Source organism: Pigmentiphaga aceris (genome assembly GCF_008119665.1).
GTDB classification, from domain to species: Bacteria; Pseudomonadota; Gammaproteobacteria; order Burkholderiales; family Burkholderiaceae_B; genus Pigmentiphaga; species Pigmentiphaga aceris.
The window spans coordinates 3,440,522-3,462,724 of sequence record NZ_CP043046.1 but is presented as its reverse complement, the minus strand read 5'-3'; the positions used below and the strand labels follow the sequence as shown (position 1 = coordinate 3,462,724).

The 22,203-nt window shown below is 61.9% G+C and carries 25 protein-coding genes; 12 read left to right on the top strand and 13 right to left on the bottom strand.

Features of this window, described 5'->3' with window-relative positions; all coding sequences use genetic code 11:
• Positions 1-12: 12 nt before the first annotated feature.
• Positions 13-459 carry a PaaI family thioesterase gene (locus tag FXN63_RS15030; protein WP_222863924.1) on the bottom strand — a complete coding sequence of 149 codons (447 nt, stop codon included), beginning with the start codon at positions 457-459 and terminating at the stop codon, positions 13-15.
• 151 nt (positions 460-610) lie between these two features.
• On the opposite strand from FXN63_RS15030, the gene phhA reads away from it, so the two are divergent.
• Entirely contained in the window at positions 611-1,501 is an 891-nt protein-coding gene (gene phhA / locus FXN63_RS15025; protein ID WP_148816049.1) for a phenylalanine 4-monooxygenase, read from the top strand.
• A 43-nt stretch (positions 1,502-1,544) separates the two neighbouring features.
• On the opposite strand, the gene FXN63_RS15020 is transcribed toward phhA, so the two are convergent.
• The gene (locus FXN63_RS15020) at positions 1,545-2,558 is read right to left on the bottom strand and encodes a DnaJ C-terminal domain-containing protein (protein ID WP_148816048.1); all 1,014 of its coding nucleotides are present in this window, start codon (positions 2,556-2,558) and stop codon (positions 1,545-1,547) included.
• 201 nt (positions 2,559-2,759) lie between these two features.
• Here FXN63_RS15020 and FXN63_RS15015 point away from each other — a divergent pair, with 201 nt between their 5' ends.
• The 3 genes from FXN63_RS15015 (at position 2,760) to FXN63_RS15005 (ending at position 4,102) form a co-directional block, all read left to right on the top strand.
• Positions 2,760-3,197: an Hsp20/alpha crystallin family protein gene (locus FXN63_RS15015; RefSeq protein WP_148816047.1), complete on the top strand. Its 438-nt coding sequence runs from the start codon at positions 2,760-2,762 to the stop codon at positions 3,195-3,197.
• A gap of 14 nt (positions 3,198-3,211) precedes the next feature.
• A complete protein-coding gene (locus FXN63_RS15010; protein WP_246164829.1) occupies positions 3,212-3,643 on the top strand; it encodes an Hsp20/alpha crystallin family protein in 432 nt (143 codons plus the stop codon).
• Between the two features lie 201 nt (positions 3,644-3,844).
• The gene (locus FXN63_RS15005) at positions 3,845-4,102 is read left to right on the top strand and encodes a DUF378 domain-containing protein (RefSeq protein WP_222863923.1); all 258 of its coding nucleotides are present in this window, start codon (positions 3,845-3,847) and stop codon (positions 4,100-4,102) included.
• 55 nt (positions 4,103-4,157) lie between these two features.
• Here the strand turns inward: FXN63_RS15005 and FXN63_RS15000 are convergent, their stop codons facing one another.
• A complete protein-coding gene (locus FXN63_RS15000; protein ID WP_148816046.1) occupies positions 4,158-4,898 on the bottom strand; it encodes a sulfite exporter TauE/SafE family protein in 741 nt (246 codons plus the stop codon).
• Positions 4,899-5,014: 116 nt separating this feature from the next.
• On the opposite strand from FXN63_RS15000, the gene FXN63_RS14995 reads away from it, so the two are divergent.
• Positions 5,015-5,935 (top strand): LysR substrate-binding domain-containing protein, encoded by a 921-nt coding sequence (locus FXN63_RS14995; protein ID WP_148816045.1) that lies wholly within the window; start codon positions 5,015-5,017, stop codon positions 5,933-5,935.
• On the opposite strand, the gene FXN63_RS14990 is transcribed toward FXN63_RS14995, so the two are convergent.
• From FXN63_RS14990 to FXN63_RS14970, 5 genes are all read right to left on the bottom strand, one after another.
• Entirely contained in the window at positions 5,918-6,193 is a 276-nt protein-coding gene (locus FXN63_RS14990) for a hypothetical protein (protein ID WP_148816044.1), read from the bottom strand. The genes FXN63_RS14995 and FXN63_RS14990 overlap by 18 nt on opposite strands.
• A complete protein-coding gene (locus FXN63_RS14985; RefSeq protein WP_148816043.1) occupies positions 6,159-6,563 on the bottom strand; it encodes a phage holin family protein in 405 nt (134 codons plus the stop codon). Before FXN63_RS14985 ends, FXN63_RS14990 begins: the two co-directional genes overlap by 35 nt.
• Positions 6,564-6,662: 99 nt before the next feature.
• Positions 6,663-7,271, bottom strand: a complete 609-nt coding sequence (locus FXN63_RS14980) for a hypothetical protein (protein WP_246164828.1) — start codon at positions 7,269-7,271, stop codon at positions 6,663-6,665.
• Positions 7,272-7,277: 6 nt separating this feature from the next.
• Positions 7,278-8,447, bottom strand: coding sequence for a zinc-dependent alcohol dehydrogenase (locus tag FXN63_RS14975; protein ID WP_148816042.1), 1,170 nt, complete (start codon positions 8,445-8,447; stop codon positions 7,278-7,280).
• A 303-nt stretch (positions 8,448-8,750) separates the two neighbouring features.
• Positions 8,751-9,110: a DUF1622 domain-containing protein gene (locus FXN63_RS14970; RefSeq protein WP_148816041.1), complete on the bottom strand. Its 360-nt coding sequence runs from the start codon at positions 9,108-9,110 to the stop codon at positions 8,751-8,753.
• A 431-nt stretch (positions 9,111-9,541) separates the two neighbouring features.
• On the opposite strand from FXN63_RS14970, the gene dusA reads away from it, so the two are divergent.
• Together dusA and FXN63_RS14960 are read left to right on the top strand one after the other, a co-directional pair.
• Positions 9,542-10,582: a tRNA dihydrouridine(20/20a) synthase DusA gene (gene dusA / locus FXN63_RS14965; protein ID WP_148819367.1), complete on the top strand. Its 1,041-nt coding sequence runs from the start codon at positions 9,542-9,544 to the stop codon at positions 10,580-10,582.
• Positions 10,583-10,797: 215 nt separating this feature from the next.
• Complete coding sequence (locus FXN63_RS14960) at positions 10,798-11,472, top strand: P-loop NTPase family protein (protein ID WP_148816040.1); 675 nt, start codon at positions 10,798-10,800, stop codon at positions 11,470-11,472.
• 110 nt (positions 11,473-11,582) lie between these two features.
• On the opposite strand, the gene FXN63_RS14955 is transcribed toward FXN63_RS14960, so the two are convergent.
• The 3 genes from FXN63_RS14955 to wrbA form a co-directional block, all read right to left on the bottom strand.
• Positions 11,583-12,980: an FAD-binding oxidoreductase gene (locus FXN63_RS14955; RefSeq protein WP_148816039.1), complete on the bottom strand. Its 1,398-nt coding sequence runs from the start codon at positions 12,978-12,980 to the stop codon at positions 11,583-11,585.
• Between the two features lie 28 nt (positions 12,981-13,008).
• Entirely contained in the window at positions 13,009-13,401 is a 393-nt protein-coding gene (locus tag FXN63_RS14950; protein WP_148819365.1) for a DUF2069 domain-containing protein, read from the bottom strand.
• A gap of 62 nt (positions 13,402-13,463) precedes the next feature.
• Entirely contained in the window at positions 13,464-14,063 is a 600-nt protein-coding gene (gene wrbA, locus FXN63_RS14945) for an NAD(P)H:quinone oxidoreductase (protein WP_148816038.1), read from the bottom strand.
• A 127-nt stretch (positions 14,064-14,190) separates the two neighbouring features.
• On the opposite strand from wrbA, the gene FXN63_RS14940 reads away from it, so the two are divergent.
• Positions 14,191-15,573, top strand: coding sequence for a YihY family inner membrane protein (locus FXN63_RS14940; RefSeq protein WP_148816037.1), 1,383 nt, complete (start codon positions 14,191-14,193; stop codon positions 15,571-15,573).
• A 42-nt stretch (positions 15,574-15,615) separates the two neighbouring features.
• Here the strand turns inward: FXN63_RS14940 and FXN63_RS14935 are convergent, their stop codons facing one another.
• Positions 15,616-16,443 carry an alpha/beta fold hydrolase gene (locus tag FXN63_RS14935; protein ID WP_148816036.1) on the bottom strand — a complete coding sequence of 276 codons (828 nt, stop codon included), beginning with the start codon at positions 16,441-16,443 and terminating at the stop codon, positions 15,616-15,618.
• 1 nt (position 16,444) lies between these two features.
• A complete protein-coding gene (locus FXN63_RS14930) occupies positions 16,445-17,761 on the bottom strand; it encodes an O-acetylhomoserine aminocarboxypropyltransferase (RefSeq protein WP_148819362.1) in 1,317 nt (438 codons plus the stop codon).
• 215 nt (positions 17,762-17,976) lie between these two features.
• On the opposite strand from FXN63_RS14930, the gene FXN63_RS14925 reads away from it, so the two are divergent.
• From FXN63_RS14925 to FXN63_RS14910, 4 genes are all read left to right on the top strand, one after another.
• Positions 17,977-18,432: a CBS domain-containing protein gene (locus tag FXN63_RS14925; RefSeq protein WP_148816035.1), complete on the top strand. Its 456-nt coding sequence runs from the start codon at positions 17,977-17,979 to the stop codon at positions 18,430-18,432.
• Positions 18,433-18,692: 260 nt separating this feature from the next.
• Positions 18,693-19,946: a hypothetical protein gene (locus FXN63_RS14920; RefSeq protein ID WP_148816034.1), complete on the top strand. Its 1,254-nt coding sequence runs from the start codon at positions 18,693-18,695 to the stop codon at positions 19,944-19,946.
• A gap of 103 nt (positions 19,947-20,049) precedes the next feature.
• On the top strand, positions 20,050-21,165 hold the full coding sequence (gene aroC / locus FXN63_RS14915; protein WP_148816033.1) for a chorismate synthase: 1,116 nt from the start codon (positions 20,050-20,052) through the stop codon (positions 21,163-21,165).
• 7 nt (positions 21,166-21,172) lie between these two features.
• Positions 21,173-22,006, top strand: coding sequence for a M48 family metallopeptidase (locus tag FXN63_RS14910; RefSeq protein ID WP_148816032.1), 834 nt, complete (start codon positions 21,173-21,175; stop codon positions 22,004-22,006).
• The last annotated feature ends 197 nt before the right edge of the window (positions 22,007-22,203 follow it).

Below are 22,203 nucleotides of genomic sequence, written 5' to 3'. Positions count from 1 at the left end.
GCCAGACCCGGCTCAGACCTGCGGTTGCAGTTTCGGAGTCGGGTCGTTGATGATCTTCCATACGCCCGATGCGGTCGCGATCTCGGTGTCACCGACGTAAAGCGAACCTTCCGCAAACACCATGCTGCGCGTCTTGCGCACAATGCGGGTGCGGGCTTCGATGAAGTCGCCATGCTTGCCGCCGGCGATGAATTGCACGCCCAACTGCACGGTTACACACGGCACACGGCCGGTGGCGTCCATGACTGCCCAGCCCAATGCGTTGTCGAAGTACGTGGCCAGCATGCCGCCGTGGGTACGGCCCTGGATGTTCAGATGCTGGGTCTCGACCACCACTCCGAAGCGCAAGCCATCGGGGCTTTCTTTTTGCCAGTACGGACCGACCAATTCCACAAAGCCCGAGCCAGAACCGGAAATAGGGGACCAGCCTTCGCTGCGGGGGTCAAAAGGTGTGCTCACTGACGGGCTCCATAGGGTGAATCGACGCAATAGGGGTACATGATAGTCGTCTGTGTGCCCGCTACGGCGGCGCGGTGTCATGCAGCATGGCCAGGGTGAACAATCAGGGGCCACAGTATGATGCGGACATCTGGCTCACAGGCAGTTCCTTATGACTTCCCTCGTACCTGAAAAACTGAAACACGGATTGGCAGCTGGTGACGCGGGACGCCCCGCGCGTGCCGACTGGACCATCGACCAAGGCTGGGCGGCATATACGGCCGAAGAACACGACATCTGGCGCACCTTGTTCAATCGGCAATCAGCGTTGTTGCCCGGCAGGGCGTGCACCGCCTTTGTCGACGGCATGAAGGCCTTGCCCATCGGACCGGATCAGATTCCGAATTTCATCGAACTGAGCGAAGTGCTGGCTCGTCACACGGGCTGGGAAGTGGTTGCCGTACCCGGCTTGGTGCCCGACGAAGTGTTCTTCGATCATCTGGCGAATCGCCGCTTCCCGGCAGGGCAGTTCATCCGCCGACGACATGAACTGGATTACCTGGAAGAACCAGACGTGTTCCACGATGTGTTCGGCCATGTGCCGATGCTGATGAACCCGGTGATCGCCGACTACATCCAGGCCTACGGCAAGGGCGGCCTGCGCGCCAAGCAACTGGGCGTGCTGGACAAACTTGCCCGTGTTTATTGGTACACCGTGGAGTTCGGGCTGGTGCGCGAGCCGGGTGGCCTGCGGATCTACGGCTCGGGCATTGCGTCGTCCTACACGGAAAGCGTGTTTGCCTTGGATGACGCATCGCCCAACCGCCTGGGCTTCGATCTGGAACGGGTGATGCGCACCCGCTATCGCATCGACGACTTCCAGGAAACCTACTTCGTGCTCGATGACCTTGACGATCTGCTCAAGCTTGCCGATATCGACTTTGCGCCCTTGTACGCGCGCGTAAGTGCGCAGCGCGAGCTTGAACCGGGTGATGTGCTCGATACGGATCGGGTCATTACGCGCGGCACGGGCAGCTATCACCACGGCGGCAAGGGCGTTTGAAAGGCCACTTGGGCTAACCCCGGCCGTCGCCCGACGGCCGGTTTCAACGGCTCTGCGTCGTTCGCTTGGCCGACTGACCTGCGTGAGAATCGACGCTACGTGGGTCAAACGCAAGTGTCTTGGCCATCGTCTCGTAAAGACTGCGCGCCTCGGCCGTATCGGCTGGCGGCAACACCACCTGAACCTCCAGATCCAGGTCGCCAGGCGGCTGGCCGGGCAGGCCTTTGCCATGTACGGTCAGTGTGTTGCCGCTTTGGGTGCCGTGCGGAATACGCACGCTGAGCCGGCTGCCATCAGGCATGGTCACTGGCACGACGGCCCCCAGTGCGGCCTCCCAGGGCGCGACTTGCAGCACCGCCCGCAGGGTGCGGCCATCGACCGTGAACCGTTCGTGCGGCGTGAAGCTCACCTCAAGCAGCAGGTCTCCGTCAGGGGCACCATGCCGCCCTTTGCCACCTTGTCCGGCTAGCCGGATCTGCTGTCCGGCACGAATCCCTTTGGGAATTTTCACATCAAGGATTTTCAGCGTCGAGTCGCCGGTATCGTCGGGCACACGCAACGATATCTGCCGCGTCGATCCATGCCAGGCATCGGCCAGATCCAGGCTCACCGATGCGTGCAAGTCCTCGCCACGATCGTGGCCAGATGCCGCGCTTCGCCGCGACCGGTTGTCCGAGCGACCGAACAAGGCATCGAAGAAATCACTGAACTCTTGCGCATCGCGTTCTGACTCGCGCGGGCGTGCGCCCGGGAATCCAGCGCCGGCATCCCATCCCGGTGGCGCATGAAAATTCGCACCCGGATTTTCATCAACACCGCCATCCCAGCGAGCCCCTGCATGGCGATGCCACGCTATTTCGTCATAGGCCGCCCGGCGCACCGGATCTGACAAGACCGCGTTGGCTTCGTTGATCTCGCTCATGCGTTGCGCCGCGTCTTTTTCCTGGCTGACGTCGGGATGATATTTGCGCGCCAGGCGGCGAAAAGCCTGCTTGATCTGCGCTGTCGTCGCATCGTGCGACACACCTAAAATTTCGTAGTGATCCTTGAATTCCATAGTTGTGCCTCCAGCAGTCGTCGTGGTGCAGACGCCCCGGTTGATGCAGAAAACATGGGGATGAGACGACCCGATTCAAGGCTATTGAAAAGCTATCAAGGGCACCAATTTGGCTGACATGCGAGGCAATTCCGGACTGACGTTCGACATCCAATCGTCGGTGTCCGGTGTGCACAGCACCTTCATTCAGGAGCATTTGTCATGTACCGAACCTTGTTCCCGCGAGACCTGTTTGCCGAAGTCGATCGCCTGCAACGCGAGATCCAGCAAAGCGTCGAGCAGTACCCCAGCATCCGCGGCCTGGGCCGTGGCGGCTTCCCCGCCATCAATGTGGGTGGCACGCCGAATTCCGTTGAGATCTACGCCTTTGCACCCGGCATTGACCCGGCCCAGGTCGAAGTCAACCTCGACCGTGGCGTGCTGACCGTGTCTGGTCAACGTGAAACCAAACCCGCCGAGAGCGACGAGAAACGCTCGGTCCACATCAACGAGCGTTTCACCGGCCGCTTCCGCCGTGTAATCAGCCTGCCCGACGATATCGATCCGACCGCCGTCACCGCGAAATATCGCGATGGCGTGCTGCACATCAGCATCAAGCGCCGTGAGTCAGCACAACCGCGTCGCATCGCCATTCAGTAATCCGGAGAATCGTCATGGACAAGCATATGGACAACCGCATGGACAACCGCGTGGACAACAACACCCAGACCGTCGAACGTGCCCCGCAGCAAGACCGTGCAGCCAAGGAGCGTGAACCCGCGCTGCTGCCGCCGGTCGATGTCGTGGAAGATGGCAATGGCATCTTGCTGGTGGCCGACATGCCGGGCGTGAACAAAGAGCACCTGCATCTGCGCATCGACAGCGATACGCTGACCATCGAAAGCGAGGTGTCATTGCCCGCCGCCCAAGGCCTGCAAGCCGGGCATGCCGAAGTGCAATTGCCGCGCTATCGCCGCAGCTTCACGCTCAGCAAAGAGCTTGACCCATCCCAGATTGCCGCGACTTTCGTGCAAGGTGTGCTTGAGGTGCGCATCCCGAAGGCCGCACATGCGCAGCCACGGCGCATTGAGGTGACGGTGGAATAAGTCCGGAGGCATCAGCGCAGGCAAACTCGTGTGAGGCAAGTTATGCATCGCCACGCACCAGCAGGGCGGTGAAACTCGGGAAGAATGTACCGAAATTCAGGTGTTAGTCAGAACTGATGTGGCGATGCATGGCAGGCATGGTGTCTGCGCAGGTGAATGCACCGGCGCATCTGCCCGGTACAACTTGCAGAGGAACTATCCATGCCTATTGATTCCACACACCCCGGCAGTATGCGCGCTGATGTTGCTCCCATTTCGGTTGCCGGTTGGATCGCGTTGATCCTGATGATCGTTGGAGGCCTGAACTGGGGGCTGGTTGGTGCCTTCCGGATCGACCTGGTGGCCAGCCTGTTCGGTCCCGACAGCGGGTTGAGCCGCGCCGTTTACCTGCTGGTCGGGCTGTCCGCGGTGTACGGCATCTATCTGTTGACCCGGCTTGGCGGACGACACCGCCTGTGAACGTCGATGCGATGTACGGAGCGGCCTGCGGGCCGCTTTTTTTTGCTGAAAGGCGTCATCCCATCGCCCGATACACCATGTAGCTACCCAGTGCAGCCAGGCCGAGCAGGAAACACAGCCGGAAGGTGGCAGGCGACATGCGATGGCGAATACGCTTGCCGATTTCCACGCCCAGCAACGCAGGCAACAGCATCAGCAGTGAAGACAGGATCGTTGGCAAGCTCAGGCTGCCGGTGCCGCTCAACATTGCTGCTAGCGCAAGCGTGGAGACCGTGAACGAAATACCCATTGCCTGAATCAAGGTGTTCTTCGACAGGCCAAGCGCCTGCAGGTAGGGCACGGCGGGCACCACGAATACGCCGGTGGCGGCAGTCACTACGCCCGTGACCAAGCCCACTAATACACCTGTCCAAGCTTCATGTTTTTCGGCAACGCGAAACTGGCGGCCAGCCAACCCCCAGACGGCGTACAAAACCAAGGTGATGCCAAGCGCAAGCGAGGCCCAGGTGCCAGCCGGTGCACCGAATACCAGTCCCCCGGCAATCGTGCCGACACTGGCCGCGATCAGCAGCGGGGCAAGCCTGCGCAACAGGACACCAATCCCTTTGAACGGCGCGATCTGCCAAACGTTGGTCACGAAAGACGGCACCAGCAGCAGGGCAGCCGCAGTGGCTGGCGGCATGCCCAGCGCGAGAAGCCCCATCGCAATGGTGGGCAGGCCCAGGCCCACGACACCTTTGACGGTGCCAGCAAGCAGAAAGACCAAGGCGGCGAGTAAGAGGGTAGCGGTGTCCATGCCGGCATTCTGGCGAGTGCCAGGGCGGCTGAACAGCTGCGATTGGCAGATCCATCCTCAGTCCTGGGCTGAGGATGAATGATGATTCAACTACTCGCCCGTGCTACGGTTGCAGGATGCGTTTCGACCTGACCGATCTGAAGCTGATCCTGCACATTGCCGAAGCCGGCACCATTACCAGCGGCGCAAGTCGTTCACACATGAGCTTGGCATCGGCAAGTGCGCGCGTACGCGCCATGGAGGACATGCTGGGCATGCCGCTGATGACACGTGCCAAACAAGGTGTGCAACTGACCGCGCCAGGCCATACCTTGCTGCACCATGCCCGTACCGTGCTGTCGCAAATGGAGCGGATGCGTGATGACCTGGGCGAGTATGGCAGGGGCCTGAAAGGCCATGTGCGGATCTTGTGCAATACCGCCGCACTGAGCGAACACGTGCCTGCTGCAATCGAAGGTTTCCTGGCGGCACACCCGCGCATTTCTATCGAGTTCGAAGAGCGAAGCAGTCAGGACATCGTGGATGCCGTGCGCATGCGTACCTGCGATCTGGGCATCGTGGCAGACAGTGTCGATCTGAGCGGACTGCAAACGCTGCCGTTCAGGCCCGACCGGTTGACGCTGGTCGTGCCCCGTTCACACGTGCTGGCAGGGCGTCGAAGCGTAGCGCTTGCCGAGCTGATCGACTTCGACTTCGTCGGTCTGGTGGAAGGCAGTGCACTGCAAGCGCACTTGGCCGCACACGCACGACGTGATGGCCGGCAGTTTCACTACCGGGTGCGACTGCGCAATTTCGACGCGCTATGTCGCATGGTCGAACTGGGTATCGGCATTGGCATCGTGCCCGAAGCTGCTGCAATACGATGCGCCAAGACCATGAAGATCCGGCGCATTGCCTTGTCCGACCCGTGGGCGGCGCGCAAACTGGTGGTGTGCATGCGTCAGCTTGATGAGTTGCCCGCGTATGTGGGTGAACTGGTTGCGCAGTTGGTGGCGGGTTCGCAAGTCCCGCCTTCCAAGCTAGGCGCGCGGCCCTGAGTTCATCAACGCTGCCACACGATTTCGCAAGGAAATCGAGGCCGCGCTGCGCAAGGGCACCTTCACAAAAGCGGGCAGCTTCAGCGCGCTCAAGCCCCACAACGCTGCCGTCATCAGCCAATCTCGCGTGGCGGGATCAACAAAACTCGCGGTCGTAAGCCGGGGCGTGCGCGCCAGGGCCGTGGCCAAGTGCTGGCGATCCATTGCCATACGGATCAACAGGCTATCGCGTCGAATCGATGCGGTCGTCGTATTCATAATTTCCCTTGATAGTGTCGAGGTCGAGTTTGATCTGCTGGCTCAATATCGATTGCGGGGCGGCATCGGGGGCGCTCTTGCGCGCGATCACGAATGCAAGCACTGCGAGCACCAGCCATGCGGCAAAAATGCTCCATGCGGCAATCACCCGATAGTCGCTGTCCCAGAATGACACCAGTACTGCCAGTGAGAAAAAGCCGAGCGCAAAGATCGCGCAGAAAATCATGGCGACATAGGCCGAGATCATCGACACCAGCGCGTTTCGGTAGGTCGCCAGCTCCAGCGCGCATAGCTCTGTGTAATCGCCGACACGTGAGGCGGCAAATTCGGCGATGCGCTTGTAGCGGGCAAGGGCCGCACTTAAGGACATAAGGGTGCTCCGGGTGTGGGGTGGGGCGGTTGACCGCACGGTGTGCGAACTCGATTGCAAGCCCGCGCGTCAACATTCAGGCTTCAGTCGCGCCAATCCTCAAGCAATGGTCAACGGGCCAGCATCGGGCTGGGTCGAGCCTGGCTGCGGTGCCGTGGGCCACGGACGCAAGGCCTCGGGCGTACGCATGTCACGCGGCACCTTGAAGTCGCGTCTTGCCAAGCCGCGCATCCGGTCAGGTGACTGCGGCATGCCTACACGGCCGCTGTAGTCGTAGGCCGATTGTTGGTCAACCGACAAGGGCTTCCAGGTTTGCGCGGTGTATACGTCAAGCGCTGTGATCGCAGCCACGCTGGCCAAGGCGACATCACCGCGCTGTACCGCCTGTTTGTCGCGCGAATCCACCTGCGTGACCAAGGTGCCGGCATCCAGTGCATCGCCCGCCACCCGTGCCCACAACCATGGGCGCGGGTCGCGTGCACACAGAATGCCGATGCCCACAGCAATCTCACGAAGACCATATGCCTGCACCAGCCGCTCGTTTTCCTGCATGCCGCACAGCCGTGCCACGGTGCGTGGCATCACGATCTCGGCCACGCCCAGCGCAATGCTGAACCAGCCCAGGCCACGCGCAATCTTCGTTGTTGCAGGCGGCGGGTTACGAGGCCGGTTTGTCGATCTGTGTTGTGAATCACGCGTATGCATCATGGCCTCCTAGGGTTTGATGACGACTTTGATGCAGCCGTCGTGCTTGTCGCGGAAGGTTTTGTACATGCCCGGACCTTCCTCCATCGATACGGTGTGGGTGATCACAAAAGATGGGTCGATCTGACCTTCCTGAATCCGGCGCAGCAAGTCCTCGCTCCAACGGTTCACGTGCGTCTGCCCCATGCGCCAGGTCAGGCCCTTGTTCATTGCCGCACCGAAAGGAATCTTGTCGATCAGGCCGCCGTACACGCCAGGTACCGACAGCGTCCCCGCCGGCCGGCACACATAGATCATTTCGCGCAGCACATGCGGCCGATCGCTTTCCAGCATCACGGCCTGCTTCACGCGGTCATACATGGCATCGACCGTGCCGGTTGCATGCGATTCCATGCCCACTGCGTCGATGCACTTCTCAGGCCCCTTGCCCTGCGTCAGTTCCATCAAGCGATCAATCACACTTTCATTGTCGAAATTGATCGGGATCGCACCGCCTGCAACAGCCATGCTCAGGCGTTCAGGCACACGGTCGATCACAATCACCTGCTTGGCCCCCAGCAATACCGCACTGCGAATCGCCATCTGCCCGACCGGGCCGGCACCCCAGATGCAGACCGTGTCAGTCGGCTCGATATCGCACTGCACAGCGGCTTGCCAGCCCGTGGGGAAAATGTCGCCCAGGAACAGCACCTGCTCATCGCTCAGGCCATTGGGAATCTTGATGTGCGTCTTGTCTGCAAACGGCACACGCACATATTCGGCCTGGCCGCCCGGATAACCACCCGTCAAATGGGAATAGCCGAACAGGCCTGCAGTGGTGTGTCCAAATGCCTTGGCCGCCAAGTCCTTGTTGCGGTTGCTGCGCTCGCAGACCGAGAAATTGCCGCGCTTGCACTGATCGCATTCACCGCAGGTAATGGTGAACGGCACGACCACGCGATCGCCTACCTTCAGCGCCTTGTTGTGCTTGCCCACCTCCACAACCTCACCCATGAACTCATGACCCATGATGTCGCCGGATTTCATGCCCGGCATGAAGCCGTCGAACAGGTGCAGGTCAGAACCACAGATTGCGCAAGCGCTCATCTTGATGATGGCATCGCGCGGATGTTCGATCTTCGGGTCGGGCACGTTGTCGCAACGAATATCGTGCTTGCCGTGCCAGCGTAGTGCTCTCATCGTTTTCTCCAGGACTTACGCCAGCCGGATGGCTTAACGCGAATCCTGGGCTTGGCAAAGGACGTGCCAAGCAAGCGAAGATCAGCGCTCATCGGCGCTGAAGCGAGCAATAACGCGGGTTTTGTTTGTTGGAAGAGATGGCGCGTGCCGGTGCACAGCCATGTCGCCCTTCATTGCTTGAGCAAAAAAGGGGAGTGCGTTTGAGTGTGGCTTACTCGGGGCGCTTACTGGGGGTGGCTTGGTGATGTGGTTTATTCGTTCAGTTTTTGGGATTAATCCAAACGGTCGTGACGGACTTTCGGTTCAGGGAATCGTCTTGCCGGGATTTCGTTCTTCTTCCTTCATTTCTTGCGTGAGGAAGAAATTCAGCGCGGTACGGATCACGGCAATCGCCGCCAGCTTGCCGATCTGGTCCCAGCTTGGGGATACCGATGTCGACAGAATGTCGGCCGCCAATTGGAGTTCAAGTGCCAAGGTCAGGTAACGCGCAAAGGTGATGCGTGCCTTGCCGAAGCCGACTTCCTGGTCGCCAGTGAATTTTCTGAACAACACCCGCAGCGTGGCCAGCAGGCCAAACAAGATGACGACCGCACCGAGTGCCTCAACGCCAAGACGAAGCCATTCCACGCTCAGGCGGACGAAGTGTTCTGTGTGTTCGAACATGGTGTTTATGGGCAGGAGTTGTTGGCCGCTGTGAACACAGCTGGGACCGTGATTCCACATGGGGGCGTGAATATGCTGCCATCCAGTCTAGGCAAAATGTCTGGCGGCACATAGCCTCGAAAGTGCTATAGGCGCAGGATGATTCGAGGCATTGGCTGCGTAGTGCACGGTTCAAGCGATTGGGTTTGTCGAATTCCTTTGGCCGGTCGCAGTTTGCCAAGACGGCTGGGAAGACGGGCGGAGCGGTCATTCACGTGAGCGCTGTTCCAGGCCATATACAGGCATGAGTTAAGCTATCGGGTGATCCGCATCCGGTGCTTACCCGCCGTTTTGCATGCCGTCTGCCGCTGTCACGCTTGCGGGCTTGGCAGCGCAGAGATGCGCGAACGTTCAATACGCAGGAAAACGGCCGCCTGACTGCGGCCCACATGATGACAAACCAACAACATTCATTGCCTGCCGCCTTGTCGCGGCAGCTTAGCGTCGCCCCGATGATGGACTGGACTGACCGGCATTGCCGCTTCTTCCATCGCCTGTTTGCGCCGCGTGCCTTGCTGTACACCGAGATGGTCACCACCGGTGCGCTTCAGCACGGCGAACATCCGCGCCACCTGGATTTCGATGAAGTCGAACATCCGATCGCACTACAGATCGGCGGTAGCGAGACGCCAGCGCTGGTCATGGCGGCGAAGCTGGGCGAGCAGTGGGGGTATGACGAGGTCAACCTGAATTGCGGGTGCCCGTCGGAGCGTGTGCAGAAGGGCGCATTCGGTGCCTGTCTGATGGCAGAGCCCAATACCGTGGCCGATGGCGTCAAGGCCATGCGGGATGCCGTGTCGATTCCGGTGACGGTCAAGCATCGCATCGGCATCGACAAGGTGGTGGAGTATGGCTTTGTGCGCGATTTCGTGGGCACGGTGCGGGATGCTGGTTGCACGACGTTTATCGTGCATGCGCGCAATGCCATTCTGAAAGGTTTGTCGCCGCGCGAGAATCGCGAGATTCCGCCGCTGCGTTACGAGGTGGCGGCGCAGCTGAAGCGCGATTTCCCGGATTGCGACATTGTGCTGAACGGCGGCTTGTCGCAGGTGGCGCAGATCGCGGGTGTGCTGGGTTTGGACAATCCGCCGACTACCCCCGAGACTGCGATTCTGGACGGTGTGATGATTGGCCGTGAGGCGTATCACCGGCCGGAAGTGTTGGCCGAGTTGTCGCAGCTTTTCTGGCCGGGCGAACCCGTGCTGAGCGACGAAGCGATCATTGACGCAATGACCGAGTATGCCGTGCAGCGCGTGGCCGCCGGGGACACCGTACGCTCGATTGCTCGCCATATGCTGGGCTTCGGCACGGGCCGGCGCGGCTCTCGGCGCTGGCGTCAGATGATGTCCGATCCGAAGCTGCTGGCGCCGAACGATCCGGGTTTGTTCCATCGGGCCTGGGCATCGATCGCGCAGGACAAACGAGCAGCTTGATCGTCAGTCTGCTGGTCGGTCTGACCGGCAGTCTGTCAATTCCAGCATCAGCCGCACCAGCGTTGCCCGATCACACCGTATCAGCACTGAATGCAACGCGCGTCGCGGCCATGGTCGAGTTGCGGCTATAGTCCTTGCCTGTTCCCGTGTTTGAGCTTGGTGATCTAGTGTCAGACTCAGCGGGATTCCACGCATCATTCGGGGTGACGCAAGGCATGGCGCAGATCGTTTGTATCATCGGTAATAAGGGTGGCACCGGCAAGACGACGCTGTCGCACATGATTGCGCACGGTATTGGTCTGATGGGCAAACGCGCGGTCTGCGTGCTGACCGACATTTCGCGCGAAAAGCTGTCGAAGGAGTCGCGCACGTATCTGCCTTTCGATGCGCGCAGCCCGGACAATCTGAACAAGGTGATCCGTACCATCAGCAATGTGCCGGACTGGTTCGGTGTGGTGGATGGCGGTGGCAATCGGCCTGCGACCGATCGCATGTTGGCGGAACCTGCCGACTTGGTGCTGCTGCCGTTCCGTGATTCGCATGAAGACATTCGCACGGTGATGAGCGATCTGGAGCGCTTTCCGCGTGCCCGGGCCTTGCCGTCCCAGTGGCCGACCAATGCCCATGCGCGCGCTGCCGCGGACAAGGCTGTCGATAGTCTGATGGGGCATTATCGTCACCGCATTCTGCCGCCGGTGCCCATGTTTTCCAGCAGCAAGCTGCTGTTGCAGTCGGATGTGCCCGATCGTTTGCCGGCCACGCTGAACAATGTGTGCAAGCAGCTGGCTCGCAATGTTTTCAGCTTGTGGGGCGTGTCCGAGACCGGTGAGCCCGTATCGGTGGAAGATGTGTTGGGTGCGTTGGTGAAGGATGTTGCCGAGCAGGAATAGGCGCTTGTTTGCCTGGTCACACCAAGCCAGAAACGAAAAAGGCGACCTGCAGATAATCCGCAGGTCGCCTTTTTTTACGTGTCTTCCGAAGCAGACACGCCCAGCAATGCTTACAGCACCTTGCCCGGATTCATCATGCCGCTCGGGTCCAGCGCGTCTTTGATCTTGCGCATCAGGTTCAGTTCAACCTGGCTCTTGTAGCGCGGCAGTTCGTCACGCTTCAATTGACCCACGCCGTGTTCGGCGCTGATCGAGCCGCTGTGCGCGTGCACGCTGTCGTGCACCAGCTGGTACACGTCATCTTGCTCTTGCAGGAACACTTCAGGGTCGACACCCAGCGGCGGAGCCACGTTGTAGTGCAGGTTGCCGTCGCCCAGGTGGCCGAAGATTACCTGGCGGATGCCGGGGAAGCGGGCTGCCAGCAAGGCATCGGTGGTCTCGACGAATTCGGGGATGCGCGAAATCGGGATCGAGACATCGTGCTTGATGTTCTTGCCTTCCTCGGCCTGGGCCAGCGGAATGCTCTCGCGCAGATGCCACAGCGCCTTGCTTTGCGCGATGCTTTCAGCAATTACGGCATCCTTGGCCAGACCAGATTCCAGCGCAGCACCCAGCACCGTCTCGAAACGCTCGCGGGCGTGCTCCTGGCCTTCGCTGTCCGACAGTTCCAGCAACGCGAACCACGGCGAGGCGGGCAGCGGCAGGGTTTGTTGCGGGTAGATGCGGGTGACCAGTGCCAGGCTTTCACCGGACATCAGCTCGAAACCGGTCAGGGCCGGGCCGAAGCCCAGGCGCGCTTGCGACAGCAGGGTCACGCCCTCAGAGACCGAGTCCAGCGCCACCAGTGCGGTGCAACTGGCGGCGGGTTGCGGGTACAGGCGCAGCGTGGCGGCGGTGATGATGCCAAGCGTGCCTTCGCTGCCGATGTACAGGTCGCGCAGGTCGTAGCCGGTGTTGTCTTTGCGCAGGCCACGCAGGCCGTGCCAGATTTCGCCTTCCGGCGTGACCACTTCCAGGCCCAGCGTGAGTTCGCGCATGTTGCCGTAGCGCAGCACCTGGGTGCCGCCGGCATTGCTGGCCAGGTTGCCGCCGATGGTGCAGCTGCCTTCTGCGGCCAGGCTCAGCGGGAACAGGCGCTTGGCGTCGCGGGCGGCCTGTTGCAGTGTTTGCAGAATGCAGCCGGCTTCGACCGTGACGGTGTCGTTGTCGGTGTCGAGCGAGCGGATCTGCGTCATGCGTTGCAGCGACACGACCACGGCGGTGCCGGTGTTGTCGGGGGTACCGCCACCGACCAGGCCGGTGTTGCCGCCCAGCGGCACCACGGGCGCACCGTGGCGCGCGCACGCTTTCACGACTTCGGCGACGGCTTCGGTGTTGGCGGGGCGCACGACAGCGGTGGCGCTGCCGACATAACGGCCGCGCCAGTCAGTCAGCCACGGCGCTGCGTCAGCGCCGGTCAAAACGTGTTCGGGTCCAAGAAGGTGGATGAGTTCGTCCAGCAGTGCCATGAGTGCTTCCGATTGAGCGTTTGAACGTTTAGCGTGTCGAGGCCGCGGCCTTGCGGCGGCGGGCTGCCTGCTTGGCAGGCCGTACATAAAGCACGGCGCACCAGAAGAAAATGGTGGTCAGGGCAACTTCAGCCCATGCCCACGGCGAGAATCCACCCGGGTCGCTGGTGGCGCGCACCACACCCTCGGTGAAATAGATCAGGATCATCATCGCCGCCCATTGCATGGTGTACAAGTTGCCGCGCAGCACACCACGCAAGGGCAGGAACAGCGGCAGGGCCTTGATGACGAGCCACGAGCCGCCCGGGCGCAACGGAGAGAGTACCGTTTCCCACAGCACACACAAGATGATCAGCGCGATCAGCGACGCGGCGGCACCGCGTTGCAAGCGTACATCCAGGGTAGCGGGTGCGGTGGGCATGGGGATGGGCTGCTTGCCCGACGCGGCGTCTGCGCCGCGGTCTGCCTGTTGCCCCGGTTCGCTCACGGTCGTACCCCTTGCAGTGCCTGCGCAGTGCGCGCCAGCCGGGCACCGAGCGCCTGGGCCAGCAGTTTTTCGTCTGCGCTGAGTGTGCGCGAACCGTCTACCCCCACCACGCGAGATGCACCATAAGGCGTGCCACCCGTCTGGGTGGACATCAGCGCGGGCTCGGAATAGGGCAGACCCACCATCAGCATGCCGTGGTGCATCAGGGGCAGGCTCATGGACAGCAGCGTGCTTTCCTGGCCACCGTGCATCGACCCGGTAGAGGTGAAGACAGCAGCCGGTTTGCCGGTCAGCGTACCTGCGAGCCAGGCCGAGGTCGTGCCATCGATGAAATGCTTGAGCGGTGCCGCCATGTTGCCGAAGCGGGTGGGCGAACCCAGCGCCAGCGCTGCACAGTCGGCCAGGTCGGACAGCTCGACATAGGGCGGGCCATCGTCAGGGATGGCGGGCGCAGTGGCTTCGCATACCGGTGAAACGGGCGGCACCGTACGCAGGCGTGCAACCGCACCGGGTACACGTTCAACGCCGAGTGCGATTGCGTCGGCCAGCTCGCGGGTGGCACCACCACGGCTGTAGTAGAGAATGAGAATGTTCATGTCGCTGCTATTATCCCTCGTCATGGCGACCTCTTCACTGAAATCCCCTCAAGAATCAGGGGCTGCCCCGGCGCCGTCCCCGCTTCCAGACATTGTTCCCCCTGCCGCCGTCGTTTCGACTGCGCCGATGGCCCGCGTGCGCGCGCTGCGTCATACCTCGTGGGGCCGGCGTGTGGTGCAGTTGCTGGGCTTTGCCGCAGCGCGGGCCTCGGAGGAACGGATTGCCCAGGTGGCGGCCAGCCTGACTTTCACCACGGTGTTATCGCTGGTGCCGCTGTTTGCGGTGGTCCTGGCCTTGTTCACGGCCTTTCCGCTGTTCGAGCAATTCCGCACGGCGCTGGAACAATACCTGGTCACCAGCCTGATGCCGCCGGCGATTGCCGAAAGCATCATGGGGTATCTGAACCAGTTCGCATCGGCTGCATCTCGGTTGACCGCCATCGGCGGTATTTTCCTGGTCATCACCTCGGTGTCCTTGATGCTGACCATCGACAAGGCGCTCAACGAGATCTGGCACGTGCACAAGGCCCGGCCGTTCTCGCAGCGCATTCTGGTCTATTGGGCAGCGCTGACGCTTGGCCCGGTGTTGCTGGGCGCCAGTCTGTGGATCTCCGGCTTCCTGGCGCGCGAATCGCTGGGTTTGGTGGGCGACGTGTCGCCAGTGATCGGCGTGCTGCTGTCATTCCTGCCGCTGGTGTTGACCGGCTTCGGGTTTGCCGCGCTGTTCGTGGTGGTGCCGAACCGGCAGATTCCGTGGGGAGACGCACTCACCGGGGGCTTCACGGCGGCGGCCGTGCTGGAGTTGATGAAGGCGGGCTTCGCGTTTTACGTGACGCGTTTCCCGACCTATACCATGTTGTATGGCGCGTTTGCCACGCTGCCGATTTTCCTGCTGTGGGTGTATCTGTCGTGGCTGGTGACCTTGTTTGGTGCCACCTTGGCCGCCAGCTTGCCGATGATCCGCATTGGCCGCTGGGATCGCTCGCCGCGTGCGGGTTCCGCGTTCATCGACGCCATGCGCATTCTGAAAGCGCTAAGCACCGAGCGCGGCAGCGTGCCGCCGGGCCTGGCGACCACAGTCCTGGGCACGCGCTTGCGGCTCAATCATGACGAGTTGGTGGTGGTGCTCGACACCTTGCAAAGCATTGGCTACGTGGCCCGACTGGGTGAAGGTCACAAGGAACGCTGGGCGCTGGTGTGCGATCCCCAGCAAGCGGCGCTTGGTCCGCTGATCGATGCTTTGCTGATCGATCGAGGGCAGCCCACCGTGCGCGAAGATCCGCGCCTGCTGGCTGCGGCTGCACTGGCCTGGCAGGCCGATGGCACCGTCTGTCTGGCAGAGCTGCTGGATGGGGATGTCGATGACAACGTGGCCGCGTTGCGCGATCCGGCGATGCGGGCTGCGGAAGAAGCCGAGGCTGACTCGGTCAATACCCCGGATGCGATGGCGGCAGGGGTGTCGGGCGGTGCACTGGCTGCGGGCGCAGCGGCGGTGATCCTGCGCGGATAGCGCCTTCGAACAAGCGCTATCCGGGTTGCTGTCAGTGCGTTTTCAAGCCGCAGAAACCGCCACGGCCTGATTCAAGAACTGCGCCAGCGCCTGCAATACGGCATCCGGTGCTTCACCCATCATGGCGTGTCCGGCTTCCGGCAAGGTCACGGTTTTCACATCACGCAGTGCCGCCGCCAGGGCCTTGGCGGCCTTCGGCGGTGTCATGACGTCACGACCGCCCGACACCAGCAGGGCAGGGCACTGGACCTTCTCGGCACGCACCAAACCGTCTTGGTAGGCGCTCACCGCCGCAAAGTCCGTGGGCAATACATCTGCCCCATGACGTGCCGCAATGCGCTGCATCAGGCGGCGTCCACCCCAGTTCAGATATGCGCCCGGCCCGGGTGCCTGCGGCTTCTGCGCCCAGCCACTGTGCGACCAGGCCGTGATCATGTCGATGGCGGCTGCGGGGTTGTCGCGGGTAGCAGCCAGCAAGGTGTCGCTGACGGCCATGGGTGCGGCTGCGCCCAGCAGGGCGATTGCCGACACCGGTGCGTTTTCGCGTCCGGCCAGCTCAAGCGCGATCAGGGTGCCCATGCTGTGGCCAATCAGTGCTGCTTGCTTGACGCCCAATGCATCCAGCCATGCGGCTACCCAATCCGCCATGGCGGCAATGCTGGTCAGGGGCGGCCCGTCGCTGTTGCCGTGGCCGGGCAGGTCAAGCGCCAGCACCGACCAACCGTGGTGGGCAAACCAGCGTGTCTGAAGCGCCCAGACGCTATGGTCGTTCTGGCCGCCGTGGATGAAGACGGCAGTGCGTCGTGTGGCATCGAAAGGCCGTCCGCCGGTGTACGCGTAGGCGCGGCGATTGTTCAGCGTGATGTCCATGTCAGGCCGCCTTTTGCGCTGCGCGCAGGGCACGTGACAAGTCTTCGATCAGGTCGCTTGCATCTTCAATGCCGATGGACAGACGGATAGTGCCTTCTGAAATGCCTGCCTTGGCCAAGTCTGCATCTGGGACTCGGAAGTGCGTGGTCGAGGCCGGATGAATGACCAGCGAGCGTGCGTCGCCCACATTGGCCAGGTGCGAGAACCATTTCAGCGCGTCAACGAAGGCTGCGCCCTGTTTGCGGGTGCCCAGAATGTCGAAGGCAAACACTGCGCCGCAGCCGCGTGGTAGCAGTGCTTGCGCCAGTTCGTGATCAGGGTGATCGGGCCGGCGGGGGTGGCGGATCTGGCCGACCATGGGGTGAGTGGCCAGGAAGTCGACGATCTTGTTGGTGTTCTCGACATGGCGGGCCATGCGCAAGGACAAGGTTTCCACGCCCTGGATCAGCTGGAAGGCGCTTTGCGGGCTCATGCAGGCACCAAAGTCGCGCAAGCCTTCCCGACGCGCACGCAGCAGGAATGCGCCAACGGGGGATTCCTCGGCGAAGTCCATGCCGTGGAAGCCGTCATAAGGCTCGGTCAGCGTGGGGAATTTGCCGCTCGCTTCCCAATCGAACGTACCGCCGTCGATCACCACGCCACCGATCACCGTGCCGTGGCCACCAATGAATTTCGTGGCCGAGTGGTAGACCAGGTCGGCACCGAGTTCCAGCGGTTTCATCAGCCAAGGCGTGGTGAAGGTCGCATCCACCAGCAAAGGCACGCCGTGGCTGTGCGCAATCTCGGACACCACCGGAATGTTCAATACATCCAGGCCCGGATTGCCCAGCGTTTCACCAAACAGCAGCTTGGTTTCCGGGCGCAGCGCCGCGCGCCAGGCATCCGGGTCGCGCGGATCGACAAACGTGGTCGAGATGCCGAAGCGGCGCAAGGTGTAGTGCAGCAGGTTCTGCGAGCCGCCGTACAGACTACGACTGGCAACAATGTGGTCACCTGCGCTGCATAAGGTGGCAACAGCCAGATGCAGCGCCGCCTGCCCGCTGGCCGTGGCTACCGCACCGACACCACCTTCGAGTGCCGCAATGCGCTCCTCGAATGCCGCCACGGTGGGGTTGGATATGCGCGAATAGACGTGGCCCGCGCGTTCCATGTTGAACAATGATGCGGCGTGGTCTGAATCTTTGAAAACAAAGGAACTGGTGAGGTAGATTGGTACCGCTCGTGCCCCGGTTGCGGGGTCGGGCGCAGCGCCCGCGTGCAACATCAAGGTATCGAAACCCGGGAAGGGCGACGCGGGTGAAGAAGACGAAGTGGGCATGTAGATATGCGCGTGGGTGCGCGCCGTTGGCCGACGAGCCAGGAATCCTAGCATGGGGCCTCCAGGCGGCCCCGGGCAGGTCTACAATCTACGTAAAAGCACCATGTATGCACTTAATGTAAGCACCCATGTGGCGTGGCAATCTGTCTTCAGGCGCGTGCAATATGTACCCGCTGTTGGCTGCCACAAACCGGGAAACCCTCAGGAAACCAATCATGATCAAAGTCAGCGAAATTCTGCGGGTCAAGGGCCACACCCTGTATACCGCCAGTCCCGACCAGCTGGTGTCGGAAGCCGTCGAAAATATGTCCTCGAACGACATCGGTTCGCTGGTCATCATGGAGTTCGGCGATCTGGTTGGCATGCTGACCTTCCGCGAAGTCATCCGCCATCTGCAGCGCAACAACTGTAGCGTTGGCGATTTCACCATTCGCAGCATCATGGACGATGCGCCGGTCACTATTTCGCCCAACACGGAAGTCAACGAAGTACGTCGCCTGATGCTCGACCGTCACGCACGCTACATTCCCGTGATGGACGGCAAGATGCTGATGGGTGTGATCTCGTTCTATGACGTGGCGCGCGCCGTACTCGAAGCCCAGGGTTTCGAAAATCGCATGCTGAAGGCCTACATCCGCGACTGGCCGGGCGAGGAGCGCGACCACGCCTGATGAGGTAGCAGGCGGGTACGCGATATGCGGGCCCCGCCTCAGGCCCTGCGCAATACGCGACAGCAAGCGTCACGACAGCAAAGGTCGGGCGAACATGTATCAACGCGGTGCGATTCTCCACAGAGTCGCCACTTTTCTTCACGGATTCGCCATCCTGTCTGCACCCGTGCGCCAGTAATCTGCAATCTGCAGCCAATGCTGCAGGTACACGGCAACATGGTGCCGTGACGGAGTTCGGCATTAACGATAGGCGGGTGGACATGAAAAACAATATCAAAACCGTCGTGGTGGATAGCCGATCTCGTGGCGCGTTGCTCACTGCCTCTGCCGTGGCCGAGCGCCATCACACGCTGCGTCTGATCTGCGTGACGGCTGCCTTGGCGGCAGCGTTCGTATCAATCCACGATTCGGCACACGCCCAGGCATTTTCATCGGCTGACCCGCCGCCCCCGATGGCTGGCGAATCCCAGGGCGTGCCTGGTGGCCGACGTGGTGGATCACCACCGCCGCCGCCGGCTACATCTCGTCCTGCACCACCGCCGCGTCCGGCTGCGCCGGTCATGTCCCAGCCGCGCCCAAGCGCGCCGCAACCTGCGTTCTCGCGTCCCGACCCGCCACCGCGTGGTCCGGATACCTATCGCGGTTCGGGTGCGTTTTCCCGTCCTGATCCTCCGCCACGTGCGCCGGAGTATGTCCGCCCCGAGCCGTCGCGTCCGTCGCAGCCTGCCTACACGCCGCCTTCGCGTCCCAATCCGCCGTCTTACGGTGGCGGTGGTCGCCAGGAATTCCGGCAAGAGTATCGGCAGGAAAATCGCCGGGACGACCGCCGTGAATATCGGCGCGATGATCGCCGGGACTATCGACGCGACGACTGGCGCGACAACCGAGGCAACTGGCCCGACTATCGCCATGACAACCGTTACGACAATCGTGGTGGTTATTGGGAAGGGGCGGGGGCCGATTACTACCATCGTCCGCCGCCACCGCCACCCCCGCGTTACTACACGCCGCCGGTGTATTCGGGCGGGGTGGTGATCAATTCGTCCCCGCCGAGCTACAGCCGCAGTGGTCTGTATTACGTCTACGTGGGCGGGCGGCCGTTCCAGGTGCCGGACACGCGTATCCGCTACTACCGTGAAGTGCCTATCTTGCGGCCTTACGGCGGCTGGTATCCGGGCTATGGGCGCTACGTGACCGATGAAGAAGCCTATCGCTGGATCGGCTTCTCGGCGATCACCACGCCCCTGCTGTCGCAGTTGGATGACGACCAGCAGCGAGCGCTGGAAGACGCACAGATTGCTGCCAGCGAAGCGCAGGTTGGTCAGCGCATTGCCTGGTCGCTGCGTGGCGCACGCGGTACGGTTCAGACCACCCGTGCCTACGACGCGGTAGATGGCAGGTATTGCCGTGTGTTTGAACAGGTAGTGACTGTCGATGGCAATACCGAGCGCGCAGAAGGCGTGGCGTGCCGGGACGACCAGGGCATCTGGCAGGTGCTGGCTCCCCAGCAATAGGGGGCAATCAAGGGAATAGGACGCCGGTGCAACGGAGTTGCTTCAGCAATGCGATAATCCCGGTTGGTTTATCGCATCGCCCGGAACGCCGGGCCTATCTCCCATGGCTGGCAGCACATTAGGCGAATTGTTTCGCGTCACGAATTTTGGTGAATCCCACGGTCCGGCCATCGGTTGCGTGGTAGATGGTTGCCCTCCGGGATTGGCGCTTTCCGAAGCCGACATTCAGTTCGAATTGGATCGCCGCCGTCCGGGCACGTCGCGTCACGTCACGCAACGACAAGAACCCGATCAGGTTGAAATTCTGTCCGGCGTCTACCAGGGCGTGACCACCGGTACGCCCATTGCACTGCTGATCCGCAACCAGGACGCGCGCAGCAAGGACTACGGCAACATCGCCGAGACCTTCCGTCCCGGCCATGCCGACTACACCTACTGGCACAAGTACGGCGTGCGCGACCCGCGCGGCGGTGGCCGGTCTTCGGCCCGTCTGACCGCGCCGACGGTTGCTGCCGGTGCCATCGCTCGCAAGTGGTTGAAGGAACATTACGGCGTGCAGGTGCGCGGCTACATGAGCGCGCTCGGCCCGATTGAAATTCCGTTCGCCAGCTGGGATGCCGTGCCGGAAAATCCGTTCTACGCGCCCAACGCCGACATCGTGCCGCAGCTCGAAGCCTATATGGACGAACTGCGCCGGGATGGCGACTCCATCGGTGCCCGTATCGAAGTCGTGGCCGAGAACGTGCCGGTTGGCCTGGGTGAACCCATTTATGACCGACTCGACGCCGATATTGCCTACGCCATGATGGGTTTGAATGCCGTCAAGGGGGTGGAAATCGGTGCCGGTTTTGCCAGCGTGGCGCAACGTGGCAGCGAACACGGCGACGAGCTGAACCCGGCTGGTTTTGCCAGCAATCACGCCGGCGGCGTGCTGGGTGGAATTTCCACTGGCCAGCCCATTACCGTGTCGATTGCCATCAAGCCCACCTCCAGCATCCGCACCGGTCGCCAGTCGATCGACAAGGCCGGAGAACCGGTTGAAGTCTCGACACTCGGCCGGCACGATCCCTGCGTAGGCATCCGCGCCACGCCGATCGCCGAAAGCCTGATGGCGCTGGTTTTGATCGACCATGTGTTGCGACACCGTGCGCTGTGCGCCGATGTCCGCGTCTCCACGCCCGTGATCCCTGGCCAAGCGCCGGGATCGCCCACCCTTTGAGGAGTTCATGTTGAAGCATGTCGCTGTTCGCTTGACCGGCCGCCGCCTGGCCGCTGCCGCGCTGTTCGCCGGTGTTGCTCTGACCGGTTGCCAGACCGTCAACACCACGCAATCGGGAACCGTCGGTATCGACCGTTCGCAACGCGTGTTCTCGCTGGTGTCCTCTGAACAGTTGGATGGCGAAGCCGCTACCCTCTATCAAAAGACCTTGTCCGATGCGCAGACCAAGTCGGCCTTGAACCCCAGTGCGGCCGAAACCGCACGGGTGCGCGCGATTGCGCAGCGCCTGATCGCACAGACCGGCACCTTCCGCCAAGACGCTTTGGCTTGGAAGTGGGAAGTCAATGTGATCGGCAGCGATGAAGTCAACGCATGGTGCATGCCCGGCGGCAAAATCGCCGTCTATACCGGCTTCATGAAACAAGTGCAGCCCACCGACGATGAACTGGCGGCAGTGATCGGCCATGAAATCGCCCACGCCCTGCGCGAACACTCGCGCGAACGCGTGTCGCAGCAGATGGCAACCGGCTTTGGCCTGAATGTGCTGAACGCCGTGACCGGCAGCCAGTTGAGCACCGATATGGCGTCCAAGCTGGCTGACGTCACCTTCAATCTGCCGAACAGCCGTACCCACGAAACCGAAGCTGATCGTATCGGTGTTGAATTGGCGGCCCGTGCCGGGTTCGATCCGCGCGCTGCCGTTACCTTGTGGACCAAGATGGACAAGATCGGTGGCTCAGGCCAGCCCGAATTCCTGTCGACCCATCCGTCCGCAGCCAGCCGTATTGCCGATCTGCAGCAAGCGTCCGCGCGCGTGCTGCCGCTTTATAAGCCGAAATGACCGACCCCTTGACCCACACGTCTCAGGCTGGCAAGCCCCAGCCTGATGCACACTCGCACGACCATGGGCATTCGCATTCACACGCGCATGCCCATGCCCATGCTCAGACCCATGCCCACGATCACGCTCACGATCATGGGCATGGTGCGCAAGCCGGCCATGTGCAACATGCCACGCATCACGTCCATGTGGCACCG